This window comes from Tissierella sp., from assembly GCF_052089545.1.
In the GTDB taxonomy this organism is placed as follows: Bacteria; Bacillota; Clostridia; order Tissierellales; family Tissierellaceae; genus Tissierella_A.
This window is the reverse complement of sequence record NZ_JBQDAA010000027.1, coordinates 1-17769: the sequence shown is the minus strand read 5'-3', so window position 1 is coordinate 17769 and position 17769 is coordinate 1. Positions and strand designations below refer to the sequence as shown.

General features: G+C 28.6%; 22 protein-coding genes and 1 riboswitch. Of the genes, 20 read left to right on the top strand and 2 right to left on the bottom strand.

From position 1 onward, the window contains the following. Positions 1–158: 158 nt before the first annotated feature. Genes hflX through ACTHW2_RS03770 form a run of 3 tightly spaced genes read left to right on the top strand, consistent with a single transcriptional unit; the run spans position 159 to position 2584 of the window. Entirely contained in the window at positions 159–1463 is a 1305-nt protein-coding gene (gene hflX / locus ACTHW2_RS03780) for a GTPase HflX (RefSeq protein WP_442262401.1), read from the top strand. Positions 1464–1491: 28 nt separating this feature from the next. Further along, complete coding sequence (locus ACTHW2_RS03775) at positions 1492–2139, top strand: YigZ family protein (RefSeq protein WP_442262400.1); 648 nt, start codon at positions 1492–1494, stop codon at positions 2137–2139. A gap of 46 nt (positions 2140–2185) precedes the next feature. Further along, a complete protein-coding gene (locus tag ACTHW2_RS03770) occupies positions 2186–2584 on the top strand; it encodes a CoA-binding protein (protein ID WP_442262399.1) in 399 nt (132 codons plus the stop codon). 14 nt (positions 2585–2598) lie between these two features. Here ACTHW2_RS03770 and ACTHW2_RS03765 read toward each other — a convergent pair whose 3' ends face one another. Both ACTHW2_RS03765 and ACTHW2_RS03760 read right to left on the bottom strand, forming a co-directional pair. Beyond that, positions 2599–2946 (bottom strand): TSUP family transporter, encoded by a 348-nt coding sequence (locus tag ACTHW2_RS03765; protein ID WP_442262398.1) that lies wholly within the window; start codon positions 2944–2946, stop codon positions 2599–2601. Beyond that, positions 2943–3302, bottom strand: coding sequence for a TSUP family transporter (locus ACTHW2_RS03760; RefSeq protein WP_442262397.1), 360 nt, complete (start codon positions 3300–3302; stop codon positions 2943–2945). The genes ACTHW2_RS03765 and ACTHW2_RS03760 overlap by 4 nt, the downstream gene beginning before the upstream one ends. A 152-nt stretch (positions 3303–3454) precedes the next feature. Between ACTHW2_RS03760 and ACTHW2_RS03755 the strand changes: the two genes are divergently transcribed. From ACTHW2_RS03755 to murD, 17 genes are all read left to right on the top strand, one after another. After that, positions 3455–4177, top strand: coding sequence for a YebC/PmpR family DNA-binding transcriptional regulator (locus ACTHW2_RS03755; RefSeq protein WP_442262396.1), 723 nt, complete (start codon positions 3455–3457; stop codon positions 4175–4177). A gap of 80 nt (positions 4178–4257) precedes the next feature. Further along, positions 4258–4431: a hypothetical protein gene (locus tag ACTHW2_RS03750; RefSeq protein ID WP_442262395.1), complete on the top strand. Its 174-nt coding sequence runs from the start codon at positions 4258–4260 to the stop codon at positions 4429–4431. A 57-nt stretch (positions 4432–4488) separates the two neighbouring features. Beyond that, positions 4489–5154, top strand: coding sequence for a TIGR01906 family membrane protein (locus ACTHW2_RS03745; RefSeq protein ID WP_442262394.1), 666 nt, complete (start codon positions 4489–4491; stop codon positions 5152–5154). Beyond that, positions 5129–6058 (top strand): hypothetical protein, encoded by a 930-nt coding sequence (locus ACTHW2_RS03740; protein WP_442262393.1) that lies wholly within the window; start codon positions 5129–5131, stop codon positions 6056–6058. The genes ACTHW2_RS03745 and ACTHW2_RS03740 overlap by 26 nt, the downstream gene beginning before the upstream one ends. 33 nt (positions 6059–6091) lie before the next feature. Beyond that, positions 6092–6183, top strand: a riboswitch (THF riboswitch). A 61-nt stretch (positions 6184–6244) separates the two neighbouring features. Further along, entirely contained in the window at positions 6245–6784 is a 540-nt protein-coding gene (locus tag ACTHW2_RS03735) for a folate family ECF transporter S component (protein ID WP_442262392.1), read from the top strand. An 8-nt stretch (positions 6785–6792) separates the two neighbouring features. Continuing rightward, the gene (locus ACTHW2_RS03730; RefSeq protein WP_442262391.1) at positions 6793–7386 is read left to right on the top strand and encodes a flavodoxin family protein; all 594 of its coding nucleotides are present in this window, start codon (positions 6793–6795) and stop codon (positions 7384–7386) included. 82 nt (positions 7387–7468) lie between these two features. After that, entirely contained in the window at positions 7469–8041 is a 573-nt protein-coding gene (gene pduL / locus ACTHW2_RS03725) for a phosphate propanoyltransferase (RefSeq protein ID WP_442262390.1), read from the top strand. Positions 8042–8129: 88 nt separating this feature from the next. Beyond that, a complete protein-coding gene (gene deoC, locus ACTHW2_RS03720) occupies positions 8130–8792 on the top strand; it encodes a deoxyribose-phosphate aldolase (RefSeq protein ID WP_442262389.1) in 663 nt (220 codons plus the stop codon). Between the two features lie 62 nt (positions 8793–8854). After that, positions 8855–9304, top strand: coding sequence for a YhcN/YlaJ family sporulation lipoprotein (locus tag ACTHW2_RS03715; protein ID WP_442262388.1), 450 nt, complete (start codon positions 8855–8857; stop codon positions 9302–9304). Positions 9305–9417: 113 nt separating this feature from the next. Further along, positions 9418–10155, top strand: a complete 738-nt coding sequence (gene lgt, locus ACTHW2_RS03710) for a prolipoprotein diacylglyceryl transferase (protein ID WP_442262387.1) — start codon at positions 9418–9420, stop codon at positions 10153–10155. 216 nt (positions 10156–10371) lie between these two features. Beyond that, positions 10372–10803 carry a division/cell wall cluster transcriptional repressor MraZ gene (gene mraZ, locus ACTHW2_RS03705; RefSeq protein ID WP_442262386.1) on the top strand — a complete coding sequence of 144 codons (432 nt, stop codon included), beginning with the start codon at positions 10372–10374 and terminating at the stop codon, positions 10801–10803. Positions 10804–10817: 14 nt separating this feature from the next. Further along, positions 10818–11750, top strand: coding sequence for a 16S rRNA (cytosine(1402)-N(4))-methyltransferase RsmH (rsmH, locus tag ACTHW2_RS03700; RefSeq protein ID WP_442262385.1), 933 nt, complete (start codon positions 10818–10820; stop codon positions 11748–11750). Positions 11751–11778: 28 nt separating this feature from the next. Continuing rightward, a complete protein-coding gene (locus tag ACTHW2_RS03695; protein WP_442262384.1) occupies positions 11779–12195 on the top strand; it encodes a hypothetical protein in 417 nt (138 codons plus the stop codon). A 43-nt stretch (positions 12196–12238) separates the two neighbouring features. Then, entirely contained in the window at positions 12239–14398 is a 2160-nt protein-coding gene (locus tag ACTHW2_RS03690; RefSeq protein WP_442262383.1) for a penicillin-binding transpeptidase domain-containing protein, read from the top strand. 69 nt (positions 14399–14467) lie between these two features. Then, positions 14468–15919 (top strand): UDP-N-acetylmuramoyl-L-alanyl-D-glutamate--2,6-diaminopimelate ligase, encoded by a 1452-nt coding sequence (locus ACTHW2_RS03685; protein WP_442262382.1) that lies wholly within the window; start codon positions 14468–14470, stop codon positions 15917–15919. Between the two features lie 27 nt (positions 15920–15946). Continuing rightward, positions 15947–16912, top strand: coding sequence for a phospho-N-acetylmuramoyl-pentapeptide-transferase (gene mraY, locus ACTHW2_RS03680; protein WP_442262381.1), 966 nt, complete (start codon positions 15947–15949; stop codon positions 16910–16912). A gap of 18 nt (positions 16913–16930) precedes the next feature. Continuing rightward, on the top strand, positions 16931–17769 hold an 839-nt coding region (gene murD / locus ACTHW2_RS03675), incomplete at its 3' end, for a UDP-N-acetylmuramoyl-L-alanine--D-glutamate ligase (RefSeq protein ID WP_442262380.1).

Below are 17769 nucleotides of genomic sequence, written 5' to 3'. Positions count from 1 at the left end.
TATTAAAATATAGAATAATCATATTATATCACAATGGTAATAAATTGTTAATAAACTTAATATTTCTAAATAATGATTAAACTTTTAGGGAATTGTATAGAATAATAGAACTTACATCTATTAGTTAATATCTCCAATAAATGGTATAATAGTCATAAATGAATAAGAAGGATGGTGGTATGTTGAAAAAAGAAACAAATATAAAAGAAAAAACTATCATAGTAGGTTTAGAATTAGATAAGGATGATATAGATATAGAAGATTCTCTCGATGAGTTAGAAGAGCTAGTAAAAGCAGCTGGAGGAACAGTAGAAGCTAGAATAGTTCAGAGAAAAGATGCTATTAATTCTGCACTTTTTATTGGAAAAGGCAAGGCAGAAGAAATAAAGACATATTCTGAAGAGTTGAATATAGATTCTGTTGTTTTTGATGATGAGCTTTCAGGGGCTCAACTAAGAAATTTAGAAGAGTTAATAGGAAAAAAAATAATTGATCGAACAAGTTTAATACTTGATATATTTGCTGAAAGAGCAACTTCGAAAGAGGGAAAGCTTCAAGTAAAACTTGCGCAGCTTAAATATAGGCTTCCAAGACTTGTGGGATTTAGAGACTACTTATCAAGAGAAGGTGGAGGGATAGGTACCAGAGGACCCGGAGAGCAAAAGCTTGAAACTGATAGAAGGCACATACTAAGAGAAGTAAATAATATTGAAAAACAAATAAAAGAAACGGAATCTAATAGAGATATTCAAAGAAAACAAAGGCTAGATTCAAATATCCCAATAATTGGATTGGTAGGTTATACAAACTCAGGGAAATCTACTCTTTTAAATAAACTTACAAGATTATATGACAATGAAGTTGATTTAAAAGATGTATATGTAAAGGATATGTTATTTGCAACCTTAGATACTTCTCTTAGAAAAGCAAAACTTCCAAATGGACAAAATTATTTAATAACAGATACTGTAGGTTTTGTATCAAAACTTCCAACAAATTTGATTGAAGCTTTTAAAGGTACCTTAGAAGAGACAAGATATGCAGACTTATTATTACATGTAGTGGATGTATCAAACGAAGATTTAGATATCCAAATAAAAACAACATTGGATATCTTAAAAAGCTTGGATGTTTTAGACAAACCCATCATAACAGTATTTAATAAAATGGATAAAGTAGATATAACAGATATATTTTATGAAGACAATCTTATAGAAGACAAGATATTTATATCGGCTAAAGAAGAAAAAAATCTTTTAAAACTTATGGAATTAGTAGAAGAAAAACTTCCCTTTAAATATAAAGAAGTGACTCTTAAGTTTCCTTATGATAAACACAATATATTAAATTATTTTATGGAAAACTATAATATAATAGATCTAGAACATAAATCAGATGGTTCTTATTTAAAGTTAACTATTAATGAAATAGATATGGAGAAATATAGTGAATATATAATTTAATGAAGGGTGATTGAAAGGAAGATTATTTATGAAGTCAAATTATAGAACAGTATTATCATATGGGGAAAAGGAAATAGTTATAAATAAATCAAAATTTATTGGTTCGTCAAAACAAGTAAATTCTGAGGAGGAAGCTTTAGAATTTATTGATAAAATAAAAAACAAATATAAAGATGCTACTCACAATGTATATGCTTATGTGATAGGCGAAACATCTAATATTCAAAGATTTAGTGATGATGGGGAACCATCAGGAACTGCTGGAGTACCTATCTTAGAACTTATGAAAAAGGAAGACCTAAGAAATACCGTTATAGTAAGTACGAGATATTTTGGTGGTATAAAACTAGGGGGTGGAGGTCTTATAAGGGCCTATACTCAAAGCGGAAAATCGGCACTTGAAGCTGGTAAGATTATAGAGATGACACTATTTGAAGAATATTTAATTAAAATAGACTATAATTCTTATGGACAAATAGAAAACTATCTCTTAAATAAAAAACATCCCATAAAAGATACAAAATTTGATACGAATGTAAATATAAACTTATATATAGAAAAAAGAAGAGAAGATAATTTTATAAGTGATATTATGGATTTTACAAATGGAGATGCAATAATAAAAAAGATTAAACAAGTCCATTTACCTATAGATAAAGGAAGAATAATAGTTTAATATTCAAAACTAAGATAAAGGGTATAGTATGTTGTGAGGTGATATTATGGATTTTACAAAAATTAAACAAGAAATGTTAGAAAAGAAAAAGTGGGCAGTAATAGGAGTTAGTCAAAAAAAGGATAGATGGGGATATAAAATTTGGAAAAAGTTGAAAGAACACAATTATGAGACCTATGGTATAAGCCCTAACTATGAAGAAATAGAAGGTGAAAAAATATATTCCTCAATAATTGAGATCCCAGAAATGATAGATGTACTTGATATGGTTGTTTCACCAAAAATAGGTATGAATATATTAGATGAAGCAAAAGCATCAAATATAGAGTATATTTTCTTTCAACCAGGAACTTATAATGAAAAGGTAATAGAAAAGGCAAGTAGTCTAGGTTTTAAATATTTAATAGATGATTGTATTTATGCAACACTCAAAAGGGAAGAGTAGTGGATTATAATCCATTACTCTTTTTTAAAAAACTCAAACAAACCCATTGTCAACAAAAATACACTAAAATATTTTTTTAAAATATTTGGTGAAATTTTTACTGCTATTGTTGATGCTATTATAGCACTTAATATTCCACTAAGAGCTACAGTTTTAGTGTATTTAAATTCAATATTACCATTTTTTTTATGGGTTGATATTGCAATGATAGCTACTGGTATAAAAGTTATTAAATTTACACCTTGTGCCTGAATTTGTGATAAACCTATTAGTAAAACTAAAGAAGGTATAAGTAAAGTTCCCCCTCCTATTCCCATGCCGCTTATTATTCCAGATAAAAAACCTATTATTATTATTTTCATCCTTTAAACATCCTTACTGCACTGTATATTATGACTGCTCCAAAAATTTTTCTTAAAATATAAATAGGAATTTTATTTAAAATCTTTGCTCCTATAAAACTACCTGCCCCGGCACCCAACATTGCAAACATAGTAATTTTATAGGGAATTTTATTATTAAACAAATATATGACTGTGCTTATTATAGATAGTGGAAGTATAATAGATAGGGCTGTAGCATGAGACTTATAATCTGGAAGCTTTACCAAATGTACTAGTCCTATAACTACTATAATCCCTCCTCCTGATCCAAAGAAGCCGTTTATAAGTCCTGCCAGAATACCTATAAAAATAAGTTTTAGTTTAAGCTTTTTCATATAGCCTCCTTTTATAATAAAGTTTAAATAACCTTATATTTATAACTTCACCATAAGATTAAATAGATATTCAGAACATGAAAATAAAGATATGAAAATTTCCTCTATCTATGTTAAAATATAAATTGTAAATTCTAAGGAGAGTGAAATAAATGGCAGGACATTCCAAATGGAGTAATATAAAAAATAAAAAAGGTAAGGAAGATGCTAAACGAGGCAAAATCTTTACAAAACTAGGTAGATATATAATGGTAGCAGCAAAAGAAGGTGGTCCAGATCCAGAGTACAATCCATCATTAAAGGCAGCTATAGATAAAGCAAAAGCTGAAAATATGCCAAATGATAATATTGAAAGAGCTATTAAAAAAGGTTCTGGAGAAGGTGGCTTAGATGATTTTGAGGAAATTGTCTATGAAGGATATGGACCAGGAGGAGTTGCCGTATTTACTAATTGTCTGACAGATAATAGAAATAGAACTGCAGCAGATGTCAGACATATTTTCGATAAATTTGAAGGAAACTTAGGTCAAGCAGGATCAGTTACCTTTATGTTTGATAGAAAAGGGGTAATAGCTATCGAAAGAGATGATTCTATAGATGAAGACGAACTTACTATGCTTTCTATAGAACTGGATGCAGAGGATTTTGAAGTTTCTGAAGATGGTTATGAAATAATTACAGAACCTGGACAATTTAATCATGTAAAAGAAGGACTTGAAAAAGAAGGTTACAAATTTGCAATGGCTGAAATAAGTTTTATTCCTCAAACTACAATTTCCTTAAACGAAGAAGATGAAAAAAACATGGGAAAATTAGTAGATATGCTCGAAGACAATGATGATATTCAAGAAGTGCATCACAATTGGGAAAACTAGTAATTTTAACATGGTATAAATAACATTTAAATTCACATAATAGTAGAGAAGAAATAATTATCTAATAGGAGGAAATTTAAATGGAAGATAAAGAAAACTTTGACCATATACTTTCAAGATTTAAAGAAGCAGATCTTGAGGGTAAAATAGATATTTATACTAGTGTTAGAGGTTTATCAGTAGAACAATTTAAAGAGCTTTTAAAATATTTTCCCATAAAGGAATTAGGAAGGTTAGAAAAGCTTATGGTATAGGATGAAGATATCTTCATCCTATTTTGATATGAAAATAGTTTTATAAAGGGGATAAGCATGAAAAAAACTGTTATATTTTTAATGATAGTATCAATATCTTTAACACTTTTAGTCTTTAGTATAGAGCAAAATGCATATGATAAAGATTATTTTATGAAAAAATATGAAGAAAATGAGACTGAAAATTTCACTGGTAAGAATATTGAACAATTAGAAGATATTACTGATAATTTAATATTATATTTAAAGGGTGGCAAAAATGATTTATTAAGACCTCATTTTAATGAAAAAGAAATTTTACATATGGAAGATGTGCAAGATTTATTCGACTTAGCAAGAACTATTAAATATTTTGGTATAGCTATTGTTATATTTTGCTTTTTGTATTTTATAAAGAATAAAAAAATTAAACTTCTTGCAAAAACTTTTTTGTATGGGCTTTTTGTAAATCATATACTGTTATTTCTTATAGGGGTTTTAGCATATCAGGACTTCAATAAATATTTTACTTATTTTCATCATATATTTTTTACAAATGATTTATGGATATTAAATCCAAAGACTGATCTTATGATACAAATGCTTCCGGAAAACTTTTTCTTTGGGATGGCTACAAATATTATGATATCTTTTTTAATATATTTGGCAATACTACAAGTAATGAGCTATTTATATTTAAGAAAGGATAGGATTGGACATGAGGAGATTAGTAAAAAAGCTTAAAAAATATTCAATAATAAATAATAGAAAAAGAATATTAAAGAACTTTTATTCTAAACAAATACGTAAAGGCAAAACTTATAGAGCATCTTTAGTGGATAGAATATTATTTATTATTATATTTTATATTTTAATGATAACAGTCTTATATTTTAAAACAAATAAATTTATATTATCTTTTTTCATGACAACTATAACTTCGTATTTTTTATTAGTAAGCCTTTATAATATATATAAAAGACGTAATATTAAAAAAACAAATATAATAAAAGAAGAATTAAAAAGAGAAAAATTTTTAAAAGAACTATATAGTTTGAGCAGTGAGGCTTTTATAAATTATATAAAAACACTATTTGAAAAATATTATGATACTGAGCTAGAATGTGGAGAGTTTCCTATAGATTTAATCTTTAAAAGTGAAGATGAAATTTATAAAATAAAATGCTTTAAACTAGAAAATGAAGATAAAGTTACTATAAGAGAGATTAATCCTTTTTTAAAAGAAATACAAAACACTAACTTGAATAATGGAATAATAGTAACTAATACTTTTTTTACAAAAGAAATTAAAGAATTTACAAATATATTAACATATGATTTAGAAAACATAATAAGTATGTCAAAAAAAATGGATCTATATCCGAAGAATAATGAAATAGAAGACTATATAATAGACAGATTTTTAGAAAATAGAGATAATATAAAAGACCAAATGAAAGTTATAAATAAAAATAGAATTATAAAAATTTATACTATTTCTATTATATTTTATATATTTTCTTATGCTGTAAGCTATAAAATATATTATAAAATTATGTCATTATCAACTCTTATAATAGCTATAGTATTATCGGCATATAAGTTTTCAGAGCATATAATAATGAAAGATAGGTCTCCATTTATTTAGAATGTATGATATAATGTTTAGAGAATGTTAGAAGACAGAGTAGATAGAAGGCGTTAAGTGTTATGGGATGGGAAGTTGCCCTTAAACGAAGAATATTTCTGCGCCCTTTTATTGCATCCGCTGTCCTTTAGAAAGCTCTTTTCTTTTAGGACGAACTGTCACTAGCAAAAGAAGGGGGTTTTTATGATGAAATATGGAAGAAAAAGCATCAGTGCACAGAACTTAGTAAAAGGAGCTTTTTTAGCAGCAATATCTATAGTTTTAACAAGACTATTTGGATTTGACTATTTAGAAATTATAAGAATAGGTTTTGGAAATATTCCTATAATGTTATCAGGACTGTTATTTGGGCCGTGGATAGGTGGTATTACTGGAGCGGTTGCGGATATAGTTGGGATTTTAATAAGTGCCCGTGGTACTCCTCATTTAGGCTTTACATTAACTTCTGCTTTGGAAGGTATAATACCTGGGCTTATAGCAATTTATTATGTAAAACATGCTAAAAAGGGGAAAACATTTACATTTGGAAGAGTGTTTTTAGCTGTACTTCCAGTAGTTATGGGAAGTTCACTTATATTAAATACTGTATGGTTATCTCAACTTTATGGGAATCCTTTTAGTATTGTTATTCAACCAAGAATTATAGCGGCGCTTATAATGTTGCCAATTCATTCTTTTTTAATATATACTATAATTAAGACTTTAAATAAAAGTACTAGGATATAGGTGATTTTATGAAGAAAGTAATAGGACTTATGGGAAGCCCAAGGAAAAATAAAAATACCAATAAGGCACTAGATCTAATTCTGGAAAACATGGATAAGAAGGAATTCCAAGTACAAAAAATTTATTTAGGAAAGTTAAATATTAATCATTGTACAGGATGTGATTATTGTGGTCATAAAGAAGACTGTATACATGAAGATGATATGAAAATACTTTATAAAGAATTTGATAGTGCGGATATAATCATATTAGCTGCGCCCTTGTACTTTAATTCTTTTAATGGACTAACTAAAAACATAATAGATAGATGCCAAAAATATTGGTCTTTAAAATATTCTCATGGACAGAATTATAAAAGAAATGAAGATAGGAAAGGAATCTGTATAGGTGTGGGAGGAGCCCCTTTTACATTTGATCAGTTTAGAGGTCTTACTCCAATTTTAGATTTCTTTTTTAAAGCTTTGAATGTAGAACATATGGGGAACTATTTTATTTCAAACACAGATAAAAAGCCGGTAAAAAGTAACGATACAATAAATCAGGAATTAAAAGATATAGGGAAAAACTTTAAAAAGTTAAATAAATTCCATATTCAAAGATAAGTTAACTTTGAATTGAAGTTTGATTTTTATAAAAATAGATATATAATAATAAAGTGTAAAATAATAAATATAGGGGGATTTTATGAAAAAAACATTACCAATAGCATTATCAAACAAACATATACATGTAAGCCAAGAAGACTTAGAAAAATTATTTGGTGAAGGATATGAACTTACAAAGCTTAAAGACTTATCACAACCAGGACAATATGCGTGTGAAGAAAAGGTGGATGCAGTAGGTCCAAAAGGGGAACTAAAGGGAATAAGAATATTAGGTCCTGTTAGACCAGTTACACAATTTGAGCTTTCTGTAAGTGATGCTTTTAAATTAGGAATAAAACCTGAAATAAGAAATTCAGGTGAAATAAAAGATACTCCTGGAGTAAAACTTGTAGGACCAAAAGGTGAGACTACAATAAATGAAGGTGTAATAGTCGCAGCTAGACATATTCATATGAATACTAAAGATGCAAAAGATTTAGGAGTAGCTGACAAAGATGTTGTAAAGATTAAGATAGAAGGACCAAGAGGATTAACATTTGATGAGGTATTAGTTAGAGTAAGCGATAGCTATGCACTAGAAATGCATGTAGATGTTGAAGAAGGAAATGCATGTGGGGTAAAAAATCGTGAACTTGTTGAACTTGTAAAGTAGTTTCCAACTATAATATCATATATACTTAACTATGCATCAGATATTTTCTGATGCAAGTTTTATTTATAGCTAGGAGGAAAAAGATAATATGGATAATATTGCTTTAATGATAGACCATACATTATTAAAACCTGAAGCTACAAGAGCCGAAATAAAAAACTTGTGCAGTGAAGCAAAAAAATATAAGTTTAAAGCAGTTTGTATAAACCCGTTTTATGTAAAGTATTGTAAAGATTTATTAAAGGATACAGATGTAAAGATTGCAACTGTAATTGGCTTTCCACTAGGTGCAAATACTACTGAGGCAAAAGTGTTTGAAACTAAAAATGCAATAACAAATGGTGCTGATGAGATTGATATGGTGATAAATATTGGATCTTTGAAAAATAAAGACTTTGATATTGTAAAAAAAGATATAGAAGAGGTAGTTGGAGCGGCAGGGAAAAATAAATTAGTAAAGGTTATAATTGAAACTTCACTCTTAAATCACGAAGAAAAAATAAAAGCCTGTCAATTATCAAAAAAGGCAGGTGCAGATTTCGTAAAAACTTCCACTGGATTTAGTAGTGGAGGAGCAACTTCTGAAGATGTAAAACTTATGAAATCTATAGTAGAGGATAAGCTTGAAGTTAAAGCTTCAGGTGGAGTAAGAGACATAGAATCAGCAAAAAATATGATTGAAAATGGTGCAACAAGACTCGGAACAAGCTCTGGTGTTAAAATAATTAAAGAATTATTAAATAAAAAGTAATAATACTTTTTGGTTATAAATTTTCCTAAATATGAAAAGCTATATATAGGAGGATTGATTTTATGAAAAAAAATATATTATTGCTTTTAATAATTAGTTCTATTTTAACAATAAGTTGTGTAGACGAAAATACAAACAAATCTGAAACTGAAAATAAAGATTCATTACTATCAGTTGAGGCATCTGATAAGGATATTTTGGAAAGATCTGAAAAAATATCAGATCTCGTGGTCGAACTATTTGGAATAGATGGAGCTACAACACTCATATTTAATGATACTGCTATAGTTTCAGTTATCATTTCCTATGATCAGAATTTGACTGATGAGACTCGTGAGACTATAGAAAAAGTTGTTAAAGAAAATGATGATCTTATAAAAGATGTAAAAATAGCGGAAGATGAGAAAACATTTAATGAGATAGAAGATATATTATCAGAATTGTTGAAGGGTAAATCTTACGATGATTTTGTTTTAGATATAAATAAAATATTAGATAGAAACTTTAAATAAAGCTCATATATATGAGCTTTATTTAAAGTTTAAAGGTATTTATATATAATTTGGTAGTTTTTAAAGAATATGTTATACTTTACTCTATTAATATAAATATAAGGGGCGATTTAATGAATCCAATAGCATTTGAAATATTTGGACTACCTATTAGATGGTATGGTATATTTATTGCTAGTGCTGTTTTTTTAGGTACAGTTATAGCTTTAAGACAAGCTAAGTTAAACGGTATAAAAGAGAATGATCTTTTAGATCTTTTATTATATGCTATACCTATTTCGATAATAGGGGCAAGAGCGTATTATGTAATATTTAGTTGGGATTTATATAAAGATAATCCTATACAGGCTTTAAATTTAAGAAGTGGAGGCCTGGCAATACATGGAGTACTTATAGGTGCTGTTGTGACTACTATAATCTTTACTAGGAAAAGAAATATTTCGTTTTGGAAATTAGTAGATACTGCAGCTCCTAGCCTTATACTAGGTCAAGCTATAGGTAGATGGGGAAATTACGCGAACCAAGAAGCTCATGGTGGACCTACTGACCTTCCTTGGGGGATAATGGTAGATGGAATAAAGGTACATCCTACTTTTTTATATGAATCAATATGGAATTTTGGAGTTTTCATATTTTTAATGTGGTATAGTAGAAACAAGGAACATGTAGATGGGGCCGTGTTTTTATGGTACTTAATACTTTACTCTTTCATAAGATTTTTTGTAGAAGCACTTCGAACAGATAGTTTGATGCTTGGACCTATTAGAGTGGCTCAACTTATTAGTATCGTAATAATAGCTGTTTCTTCTTATATCTTATATGAAAAACGAAAGCAAAACAGTAAATTATAATAATATTTAAAAAAGGATTCTTATCTAGATTAATCTAGATAAGAATCCTTTTTTATTATTTAATGCAGAGATAAATTTTAAATATGAAAAATTTGTAAGAAAAAGATGTAAAAAAATCAATATAAGAGTGGAATAATTCACTAAAATAGTATAGAATATAAGATATAGTGGTCTAAAGTGGAGTGAAGTGGGTAGAAAAAATTGAGGTGGAGAAAAATGTTTATTGGAGAGTATAATCATACTTTGGATAATAAGGGCAGAATAACAATTCCATCTAAATTCAGACAAAGCCTAGGTGAAGATTTTGTAATCACCAAGGGCTTAGATTCTTGTCTTTTTATATATCCCAAAGAAGAATGGGAAATATTTGAAAACAAATTAAAAACTTTACCACTTACAAATAAAGATGCTAGAGCCTTTGTAAGGTTTTTCTTTGCAGGAGCAAGTGAATGTACATTAGACAAACAGGGGAGGGTTTTGCTCCCACCTAATTTAAGAATGCATTCAGACATAGAAAAAGATGCTGTTATTATTGGAGTATCTACAAGAATAGAAATATGGAGCAGTTCAAATTGGAAGGAATATACAGAAGATGATAATTTGAGTTATGAAAGTATCGCCGAAAATATGCAAGAATTAGGAATATAAATTGGAGTGATTTAATGAAATTTAATCATATACCTATAATGCTAGATACAGTGATTGATAAGCTTAATATTAAAAAAGATGGAGTATATGTTGATGGTACACTTGGAGGAGCAGGTCATTCAATAGAAATAGTTAAAAGACTTGATAAGGGAAAGTTAATTGGAATAGATCAAGATGAAGATGCATTAAAAAAAGCTAGAGAAGTGTTAAAAGATTATAATGATAAAACTATATTTGTTCATGATAATTATAAAAATATTGATAATATACTTAGAACACTTAATATAGAAAAAGTAGATGGGATATTTATAGATATAGGAGTCTCCTCTTATCAACTCGATGAAGCATCAAGAGGGTTTTCTTATCATAATGATGCAGATTTGGATATGAGAATGGATAGGAGTAAAGGCTTTTCAGCATGGGATGTGGTAAATAAATACTCCCAAGAGGAACTTGAAGAGATTTTTCTAAATTACGGTGAAGAATCCTGGGGAAAAAGAATAGCAGAATTTATAGTAGAAGAAAGAAAAACACATCCTATAAACACAACCTTAGGACTAGTGGATGTAATTAAAAAAGCAATACCCAAAAGAGTGAGAATGGAAGGAGCTCATCCAGCAAGGAAAACATTTCAAGCAATTAGAATAGAAGTAAATGCTGAACTAGAAGTGTTAAAAGCTTCTATTGATAAAATGATAGATGCTTTAAAGCCAGGAGGAAGACTGGGAGTTATAACATTTCATTCTTTAGAAGATAGAATTGTTAAAAATAAATTCAAATATTTATTTAAAGACTGTATATGTCCACCAGAAATACCTATATGCAAATGTGATAAAAAAAGAGAAATCAAAATAATTACTAGAAAACCAATAGTAGCACAGGAAAAAGAAATAGATGCAAATCCTAGATCTAGATCTGCAAAACTTAGAGTAGCAGAAAAGATTTAAGTTCTAAAATATGAAGGGGGAGAATAAATTGTTAGTAGCCAAGTCTGAATTAAATGATTATGAAGCACAACCCTTATATGATGAAAAAGAAGAAGAAAGAAAGATTATTAAGAAAAATAGGGCTATTAGAAGACGTAGAAAACAAAAGATGCTTTTCAAATTATCTTGTATCTTTTTTGCTACTATGTTGACTATTACTTCTTTATTTATACTAAGAGGATATTCTAATATTTCAGAGATCAGAATGAACATCACAAATCTTGAAAGAAGAAAAAACGAATTAGAACAAACAAAAAATTCTATGGTGTCAGAATTAGAAGAAGCTAAGAGTTCTATAAAAATTAGTGAAGAGGCTATGTATAAATTAAGTATGGATTATCCTAGTAAAGACCAAGTAGTTTATCTATCACTAGATGGTTCTAAAGAAACAGTGAAGGATAATTAGAATATTTTTAATTTATTTTTAGCCATATTTAGGGGGTATAATTTTGAAATCATCAAAACAAAATATGAAAAAAAGGCTAAAAATAACCTTGACATTTTCCTTTATAATAGTAATAGCTCTTATAATAAGACTTGGATATATCCAAATATATAAAAATCATGAGCTTAAGACAGGTGCTCTAGAGCAATGGACAAAGTCAATTTCTATTAGACCTAAAAGAGGAAATATATATGATAGAATGGGTAAAAAACTTGCTATTAGTGTGAATTCTTTTACAGTTTGGGCAACTCCAGCTGATGTAAAAGAAGGTGGAGAAATAGAAAGAACAGCTAAAACCTTATCGAAGGTTTTAGATTTGGAAGAAAAAGAGGTTTATAATAAATTAATTACCAATCAAAGTACACAAAAAATAAAACAGTGGATCTCAAGGGAAGAGTCCATTGAGCTTAGAAACCTAAAGCTAAGAGGTATAACTGTAGTGGAGGATAATAAAAGATATTATCCAAATGGAAATTTTGCATCTTATATTTTAGGGTTTACTGATATTGATAATAAAGGTTTGGATGGAATAGAGTATATTTATAATGATTACTTAACAGGCGTTCCTGGTAAGCTTATGAAAATGACCGATGGTGCAAATAGACAACTTCCATATGAAGGGGAGAAAATACATGAACCTGAAGATGGTTCATCTTTAGTTTTAACTATAGATGAAACTATTCAGCATTTTGCAGAAAAGGCTTCAGAAAAGGCACTTTTAGATACTAAGGCTAAAAATGTATCAGTTATTATGATGGATGTTGATACAGGAGAGGTGTTAGCTATGGCAAATAAGCCTGATTTTGATCCTAATAATCCTCGAGAACCAATAGATGAAGGAGAAAAAAAGAAATGGGAAAAGCTTCCTAGTGAAGAATTGCAAAAGAAATGGTTTGATCTTTGGAGAAACCCTATTGTAAGTGATGTATATGAGCCTGGATCTACATTTAAACTTATAACTGCAGCTGCTGCATTAGAAGAAAATTTAGCAAGTCTAGATACTAACTATTATTGCAATGGAACCATAGAGGTACAAGGAAGAAAATTAAAATGTGCTAGATGGTACAATCCCCATAAGGATCAAACATTTAGAGAAGCTATGAACAATTCATGCAACGTTGCATTTGTGCAAATGGGTAGGCAGATTGGTAAAGAAAATTTATATAAGTATATTAAGGCATTTGGTTTTGGTGGCAAAACAAATATTGATCTTCTTGGAGAACAGCCTGGTATTATTCCAAATAATATAGAAAATATAAAAGAAATAAACTTGGCTACATTATCTTATGGTCATAATATAGCAGTAACACCTATGCAACTTGTAACTGCTATATCTGCTATTGCTAATGGTGGTGACCTGTTAGAACCGAAGATTATAAAAGAGGTTTTAAATGATGATGGTGATGTAATAGAAAGCTTTAAATCGGAAGTTATACGAAAAGTATTGTCAGAGGAAACATCTAAAAAATTACTTAGCCTTATGGAAACAGTAGTAAGTGAAGGTTCAGGCTCAAAAGCATATATACCAGGCTATAAAGTTGGTGGTAAAACAGGAACAGCACAAAAAATTATAGACGGAGTATATAAGCCAGGTAAATACATAGGATCATTTGTAGCTGTGGCTCCAGTCGATGACCCCAAAATAGCAATGCTTGTTGTAGTAGATGAACCCAGTGGTACATTTTATGGTGGATCTGTAGCAGCACCTGTTGCACAATCTATACTAGAGGATACTTTTAATTATCTTGAAATACCACCTAAATTTACTAAAGAAGAGCAAGAAGAAATAGAAAACCTTGTGAAGGTGCCAGATGTTAGAAATAAAAAAATTGGTGATGCAGGAAAAGCGCTTAGTAAAATAGGATTAAAACATACTACTGAATATTTAGAATTAAATAATGAATCAGTTATTATAGACCAATATCCATTACCTGGAGTAGAAGTTAAAAAAGGCTCTATAGTAGATCTTTATATTGACTTTAAACCAAATGAAGAAATAAGCATTCCATTTTTGGAGGGTAAAAGTAAAGAAGAGACTATAAAAATACTAGATGAGATGAATTTAAAATACGAACTAAAGGGTGAAGGTAAAGTTGCTAGTCAAAAGCCCCTGCCTGGTGAAAAGGTTAAAAAAGGTACTAAAATAATAATTGAATTTAAATAACTAATAGATAAAATTATAAGGACTTTAAAGTCCTTATAATTAATTTTATTCTATTAGGGGGCGATAATATTGAAATTAAAAGATATTATAGGATTATATCCTGTTGTAAATACAAATGGTTCTTTAGAAAAAACTATTACAGGAATAGAACATAATTCTAAAAATATTAAAAAAGATAATTTATTTATAGCTCAAAAAGGATCTTTGTATGATGGTCATAATTTTATAAAAGATGCAATAAAAAGAGGGGCTAGCGCCATAGTTGTAGAAGATGATATTGAAATCATGGAAGATATAACTATAATAAAAGTACATAATTCTTTAGATGCATTAGCATATTTCGCAGGAAAGTATTATAATTTACCTTGGAGACAAATGGAGTTTATAGGAATTACAGGTACAAATGGGAAGACTACTACATCTTATATATTGAGAGATATATTTATAAACAATAAAAACAAAGTAGGTCTTATAGGAACCATAGGAGCCGTTATAGGAGATGAAAAACTTCCGCTTTTAAATACTACTCCAGATTCTTTAGAGATAGAAAGAAAGCTAGTACAAATGGAAAAAGCTAATATAGATTACTCTATAATGGAAGTGTCTTCTCATGCCTTAAACTTAAGAAGAGTAAGATATATTGATTTTAATATAGGGATATTTACAAATCTTTCTCCAGAGCATTTAGATTATCATAAAACTATGGAAAATTATTTTAATAGCAAATCAAAACTTTTTTCAAAAACAAATAAATTTAACATAATAAACGCAGATGATAGTTATGGAGATAGATTAACAAAAGAAAACTTGAAAGTACCTTTTATAACTTATGGTATAGAAAAAAGGGCACATATAAGAGCAAGTGATATAGAATATTATTTAAATAAAACAGTATTTACACTCAATATTTTGAATAAAAAGGAAAAAATGGAATTAAATTTTCCTGGGAAATTTAATTTATATAATGCACTGGCTGCTATTAGTTGTAGTATAATATATGGCATAGATTTAGAAATTATAAAGTCATCTTTAAAAAATATAAAACCTATAAGTGGAAGACTTGAATTTATTGAAAATGATAAAAATTTAAATGTGATAATTGACTTTGCCCACACCCCCAATGGATTAGAGGAAACTTTAAAGCAAATAAAATTATTTGCAATTGGAAGGCTTATAGTTGTTTTTGGTGCTGGTGGAGATAGAGATAAAGAAAAGAGATCTATAATGGGAGAGTTGGCAGGAAGACATTCGGATTTAGCTATCGTAACTTCAGATAATCCAAGAACGGAAGACCCTTTAAATATTATTAATGATATAATAAAAGGAATTAAAAAAACTAATTGCAATTATATTGAAATAAAAGATAGAAAAAAAGCTATTGAATATGCAATAAATTCCTGTGATAAAGACGATATTATACTTTTAGCAGGAAAAGGGCATGAAAAATTTATAGAAATAAATGGTGAAAAACTTCCATTTGATGAAAAAGAGATTGTATTAAACACTATAAAATCTTTATAGAAACACATACGTGAGAGGAGAAAACAGATGTTAGAATATAAACAGGTAATTATAGGTATTATAATGTCATTTATAATAACTTTAATTTTAGGTCCACTTATAATACCTTTATTAAAGAGATTAAATATAGGGCAAAGCATAAGAGCAGAAGGACCACAGTCTCATCTTTCCAAGTCAGGAACACCAACTATGGGTGGGATCATTATATTTATAGCTCTTTTAATAACTGTATTTAGTTCAGGAGTTTTAAATAAAGATATGTATGTACTACTATTATCAACTTTTGGATTTGGACTTATTGGATTTATAGATGATTATTTAATAGTAGTTAAAAAAGATAACTTGGGGCTAAAACCATATCAAAAGATAATAGGCCAAGTAATAGTGGCAGTAATACTTGCCACATACCAATCCAATACTTCAGTACTTGGAACTCAAGTTATAATTCCATTTTTAGAGAATCAATATTTAGATTTAGGTGTATTATATGTTCCTTTTATTGCTTTTGTAGTAATAGGAACTGTAAATAGTGTAAATTTAACCGATGGACTTGATGGGCTAGCATCTGGAGTAACTTTAATAGTTTTATCTTTTTTTGGAATAATATCTATGAATTTAGGTATGGATAGTATATCTATATTTTCAGCGGCTCTTGCTGGAGCATGCTTAGGATTTTTAATGCACAATGCTTATCCTGCTAAGGTTTTTATGGGTGATACTGGTTCTATGGGACTTGGGGGAGCTGTGGCTGCTATTGCCATACTTTTAAATCTCCCTCTTATAATACCTATAGTCGGAGGAATATACTTTATAGAGGCACTATCTGTTATAATACAAGTTTTATCATTTAAGTTTACAGGCAAAAGAGTGTTCTTAATGAGTCCATTACATCATCATTTTGAACATAAAGGTTGGAAAGAAACAAAGGTTGTTATGGTATTTTGGTCTGTAACGGTAATACTTTGCTTAGTAGGAATACTGGCTTTGAACTAATAAATTGGGGTGAATATGATGAATCTAAAGGGAAAAAATATACTGGTTATGGGTCTTGGAATATCAGGTATATCTACTATTAAAGTTTTATATAAAGTAGGAGCTAAGATCTTTATAAGAGATGAAAAAGATGAAACTGATTTAAAAGAGATATTAGAAGATCTTAAAGATATTCCTATGGAAAAATATTTAGGGGAGAAAACTTTAGATTTAAGTAATATTGATATAATAATAAAAAGTCCAGGAATACCACCTGACAATAGATTATTATTACAAGCTGCAGATAAAAATATAAAAGTAACAAATGATATAGAATTAGGAAGTAGTCTTTCTAATGCTAAGAACATTATAGCAATAACAGGAACAAATGGAAAAACAACAACTACAACTCTTACAGGTGAGATATTTAAATCTAATAACTATACTACATTTATAGGTGGTAATATAGGTAGATCTATAATAAAAGAAATGGTGGAGGCAAAAGACGAGGATATTTTTATTTTAGAAACAAGTAGTTTTCAACTAGAACATATTATTGATTTTAAGCCAAAGATAAGCCTTATATTAAATATAAGTCCGGATCATCTAGACTGGCATGGAAATTTTGAGAATTATAAAAAATCTAAAAAAAGAATTTTTACAAATCAAGATAAGTCAGACTATACTATTTTAAACTATGATGATGAAATTGTAAAAAGTTTTAAAGATGAAATAAAATCAAATATTATTTGGTTTAGTGTAAACAATAAACTAGATGAAGGTATTTTTTTAGAAGATGGAAATATAATCATATCTATGGATAAAAAAATAAATCTTTTATCTATAGATAAACTTCTCTTAAAAGGAAAACATAATCT

Bases quoted from the DNA above. Each gene is read 5' to 3' on its own strand.
- hflX (WP_442262401.1), top strand. From the start codon at position 159: ATGAATAAGAAGGATGGTGGTATGTTGAAAAAAGAAACAAATATAAAA.
- ACTHW2_RS03775 (WP_442262400.1), top strand. From the start codon at position 1,492: ATGAAGTCAAATTATAGAACAGTATTATCATATGGGGAAAAGGAAATA.
- ACTHW2_RS03770 (WP_442262399.1), top strand. From the start codon at position 2,186: ATGGATTTTACAAAAATTAAACAAGAAATGTTAGAAAAGAAAAAGTGG.
- ACTHW2_RS03765 (WP_442262398.1), bottom strand. From the start codon at position 2,946: ATGAAAATAATAATAATAGGTTTTTTATCTGGAATAATAAGCGGCATG.
- ACTHW2_RS03760 (WP_442262397.1), bottom strand. From the start codon at position 3,302: ATGAAAAAGCTTAAACTAAAACTTATTTTTATAGGTATTCTGGCAGGA.
- ACTHW2_RS03755 (WP_442262396.1), top strand. From the start codon at position 3,455: ATGGCAGGACATTCCAAATGGAGTAATATAAAAAATAAAAAAGGTAAG.
- ACTHW2_RS03750 (WP_442262395.1), top strand. From the start codon at position 4,258: ATGGAAGATAAAGAAAACTTTGACCATATACTTTCAAGATTTAAAGAA.
- ACTHW2_RS03745 (WP_442262394.1), top strand. From the start codon at position 4,489: ATGAAAAAAACTGTTATATTTTTAATGATAGTATCAATATCTTTAACA.
- ACTHW2_RS03740 (WP_442262393.1), top strand. From the start codon at position 5,129: ATGAGGAGATTAGTAAAAAAGCTTAAAAAATATTCAATAATAAATAAT.
- ACTHW2_RS03735 (WP_442262392.1), top strand. From the start codon at position 6,245: ATGAAATATGGAAGAAAAAGCATCAGTGCACAGAACTTAGTAAAAGGA.
- ACTHW2_RS03730 (WP_442262391.1), top strand. From the start codon at position 6,793: ATGAAGAAAGTAATAGGACTTATGGGAAGCCCAAGGAAAAATAAAAAT.
- pduL (WP_442262390.1), top strand. From the start codon at position 7,469: ATGAAAAAAACATTACCAATAGCATTATCAAACAAACATATACATGTA.
- deoC (WP_442262389.1), top strand. From the start codon at position 8,130: ATGGATAATATTGCTTTAATGATAGACCATACATTATTAAAACCTGAA.
- ACTHW2_RS03715 (WP_442262388.1), top strand. From the start codon at position 8,855: ATGAAAAAAAATATATTATTGCTTTTAATAATTAGTTCTATTTTAACA.
- lgt (WP_442262387.1), top strand. From the start codon at position 9,418: ATGAATCCAATAGCATTTGAAATATTTGGACTACCTATTAGATGGTAT.
- mraZ (WP_442262386.1), top strand. From the start codon at position 10,372: ATGTTTATTGGAGAGTATAATCATACTTTGGATAATAAGGGCAGAATA.
- rsmH (WP_442262385.1), top strand. From the start codon at position 10,818: ATGAAATTTAATCATATACCTATAATGCTAGATACAGTGATTGATAAG.
- mraY (WP_442262381.1), top strand. From the start codon at position 15,947: ATGTTAGAATATAAACAGGTAATTATAGGTATTATAATGTCATTTATA.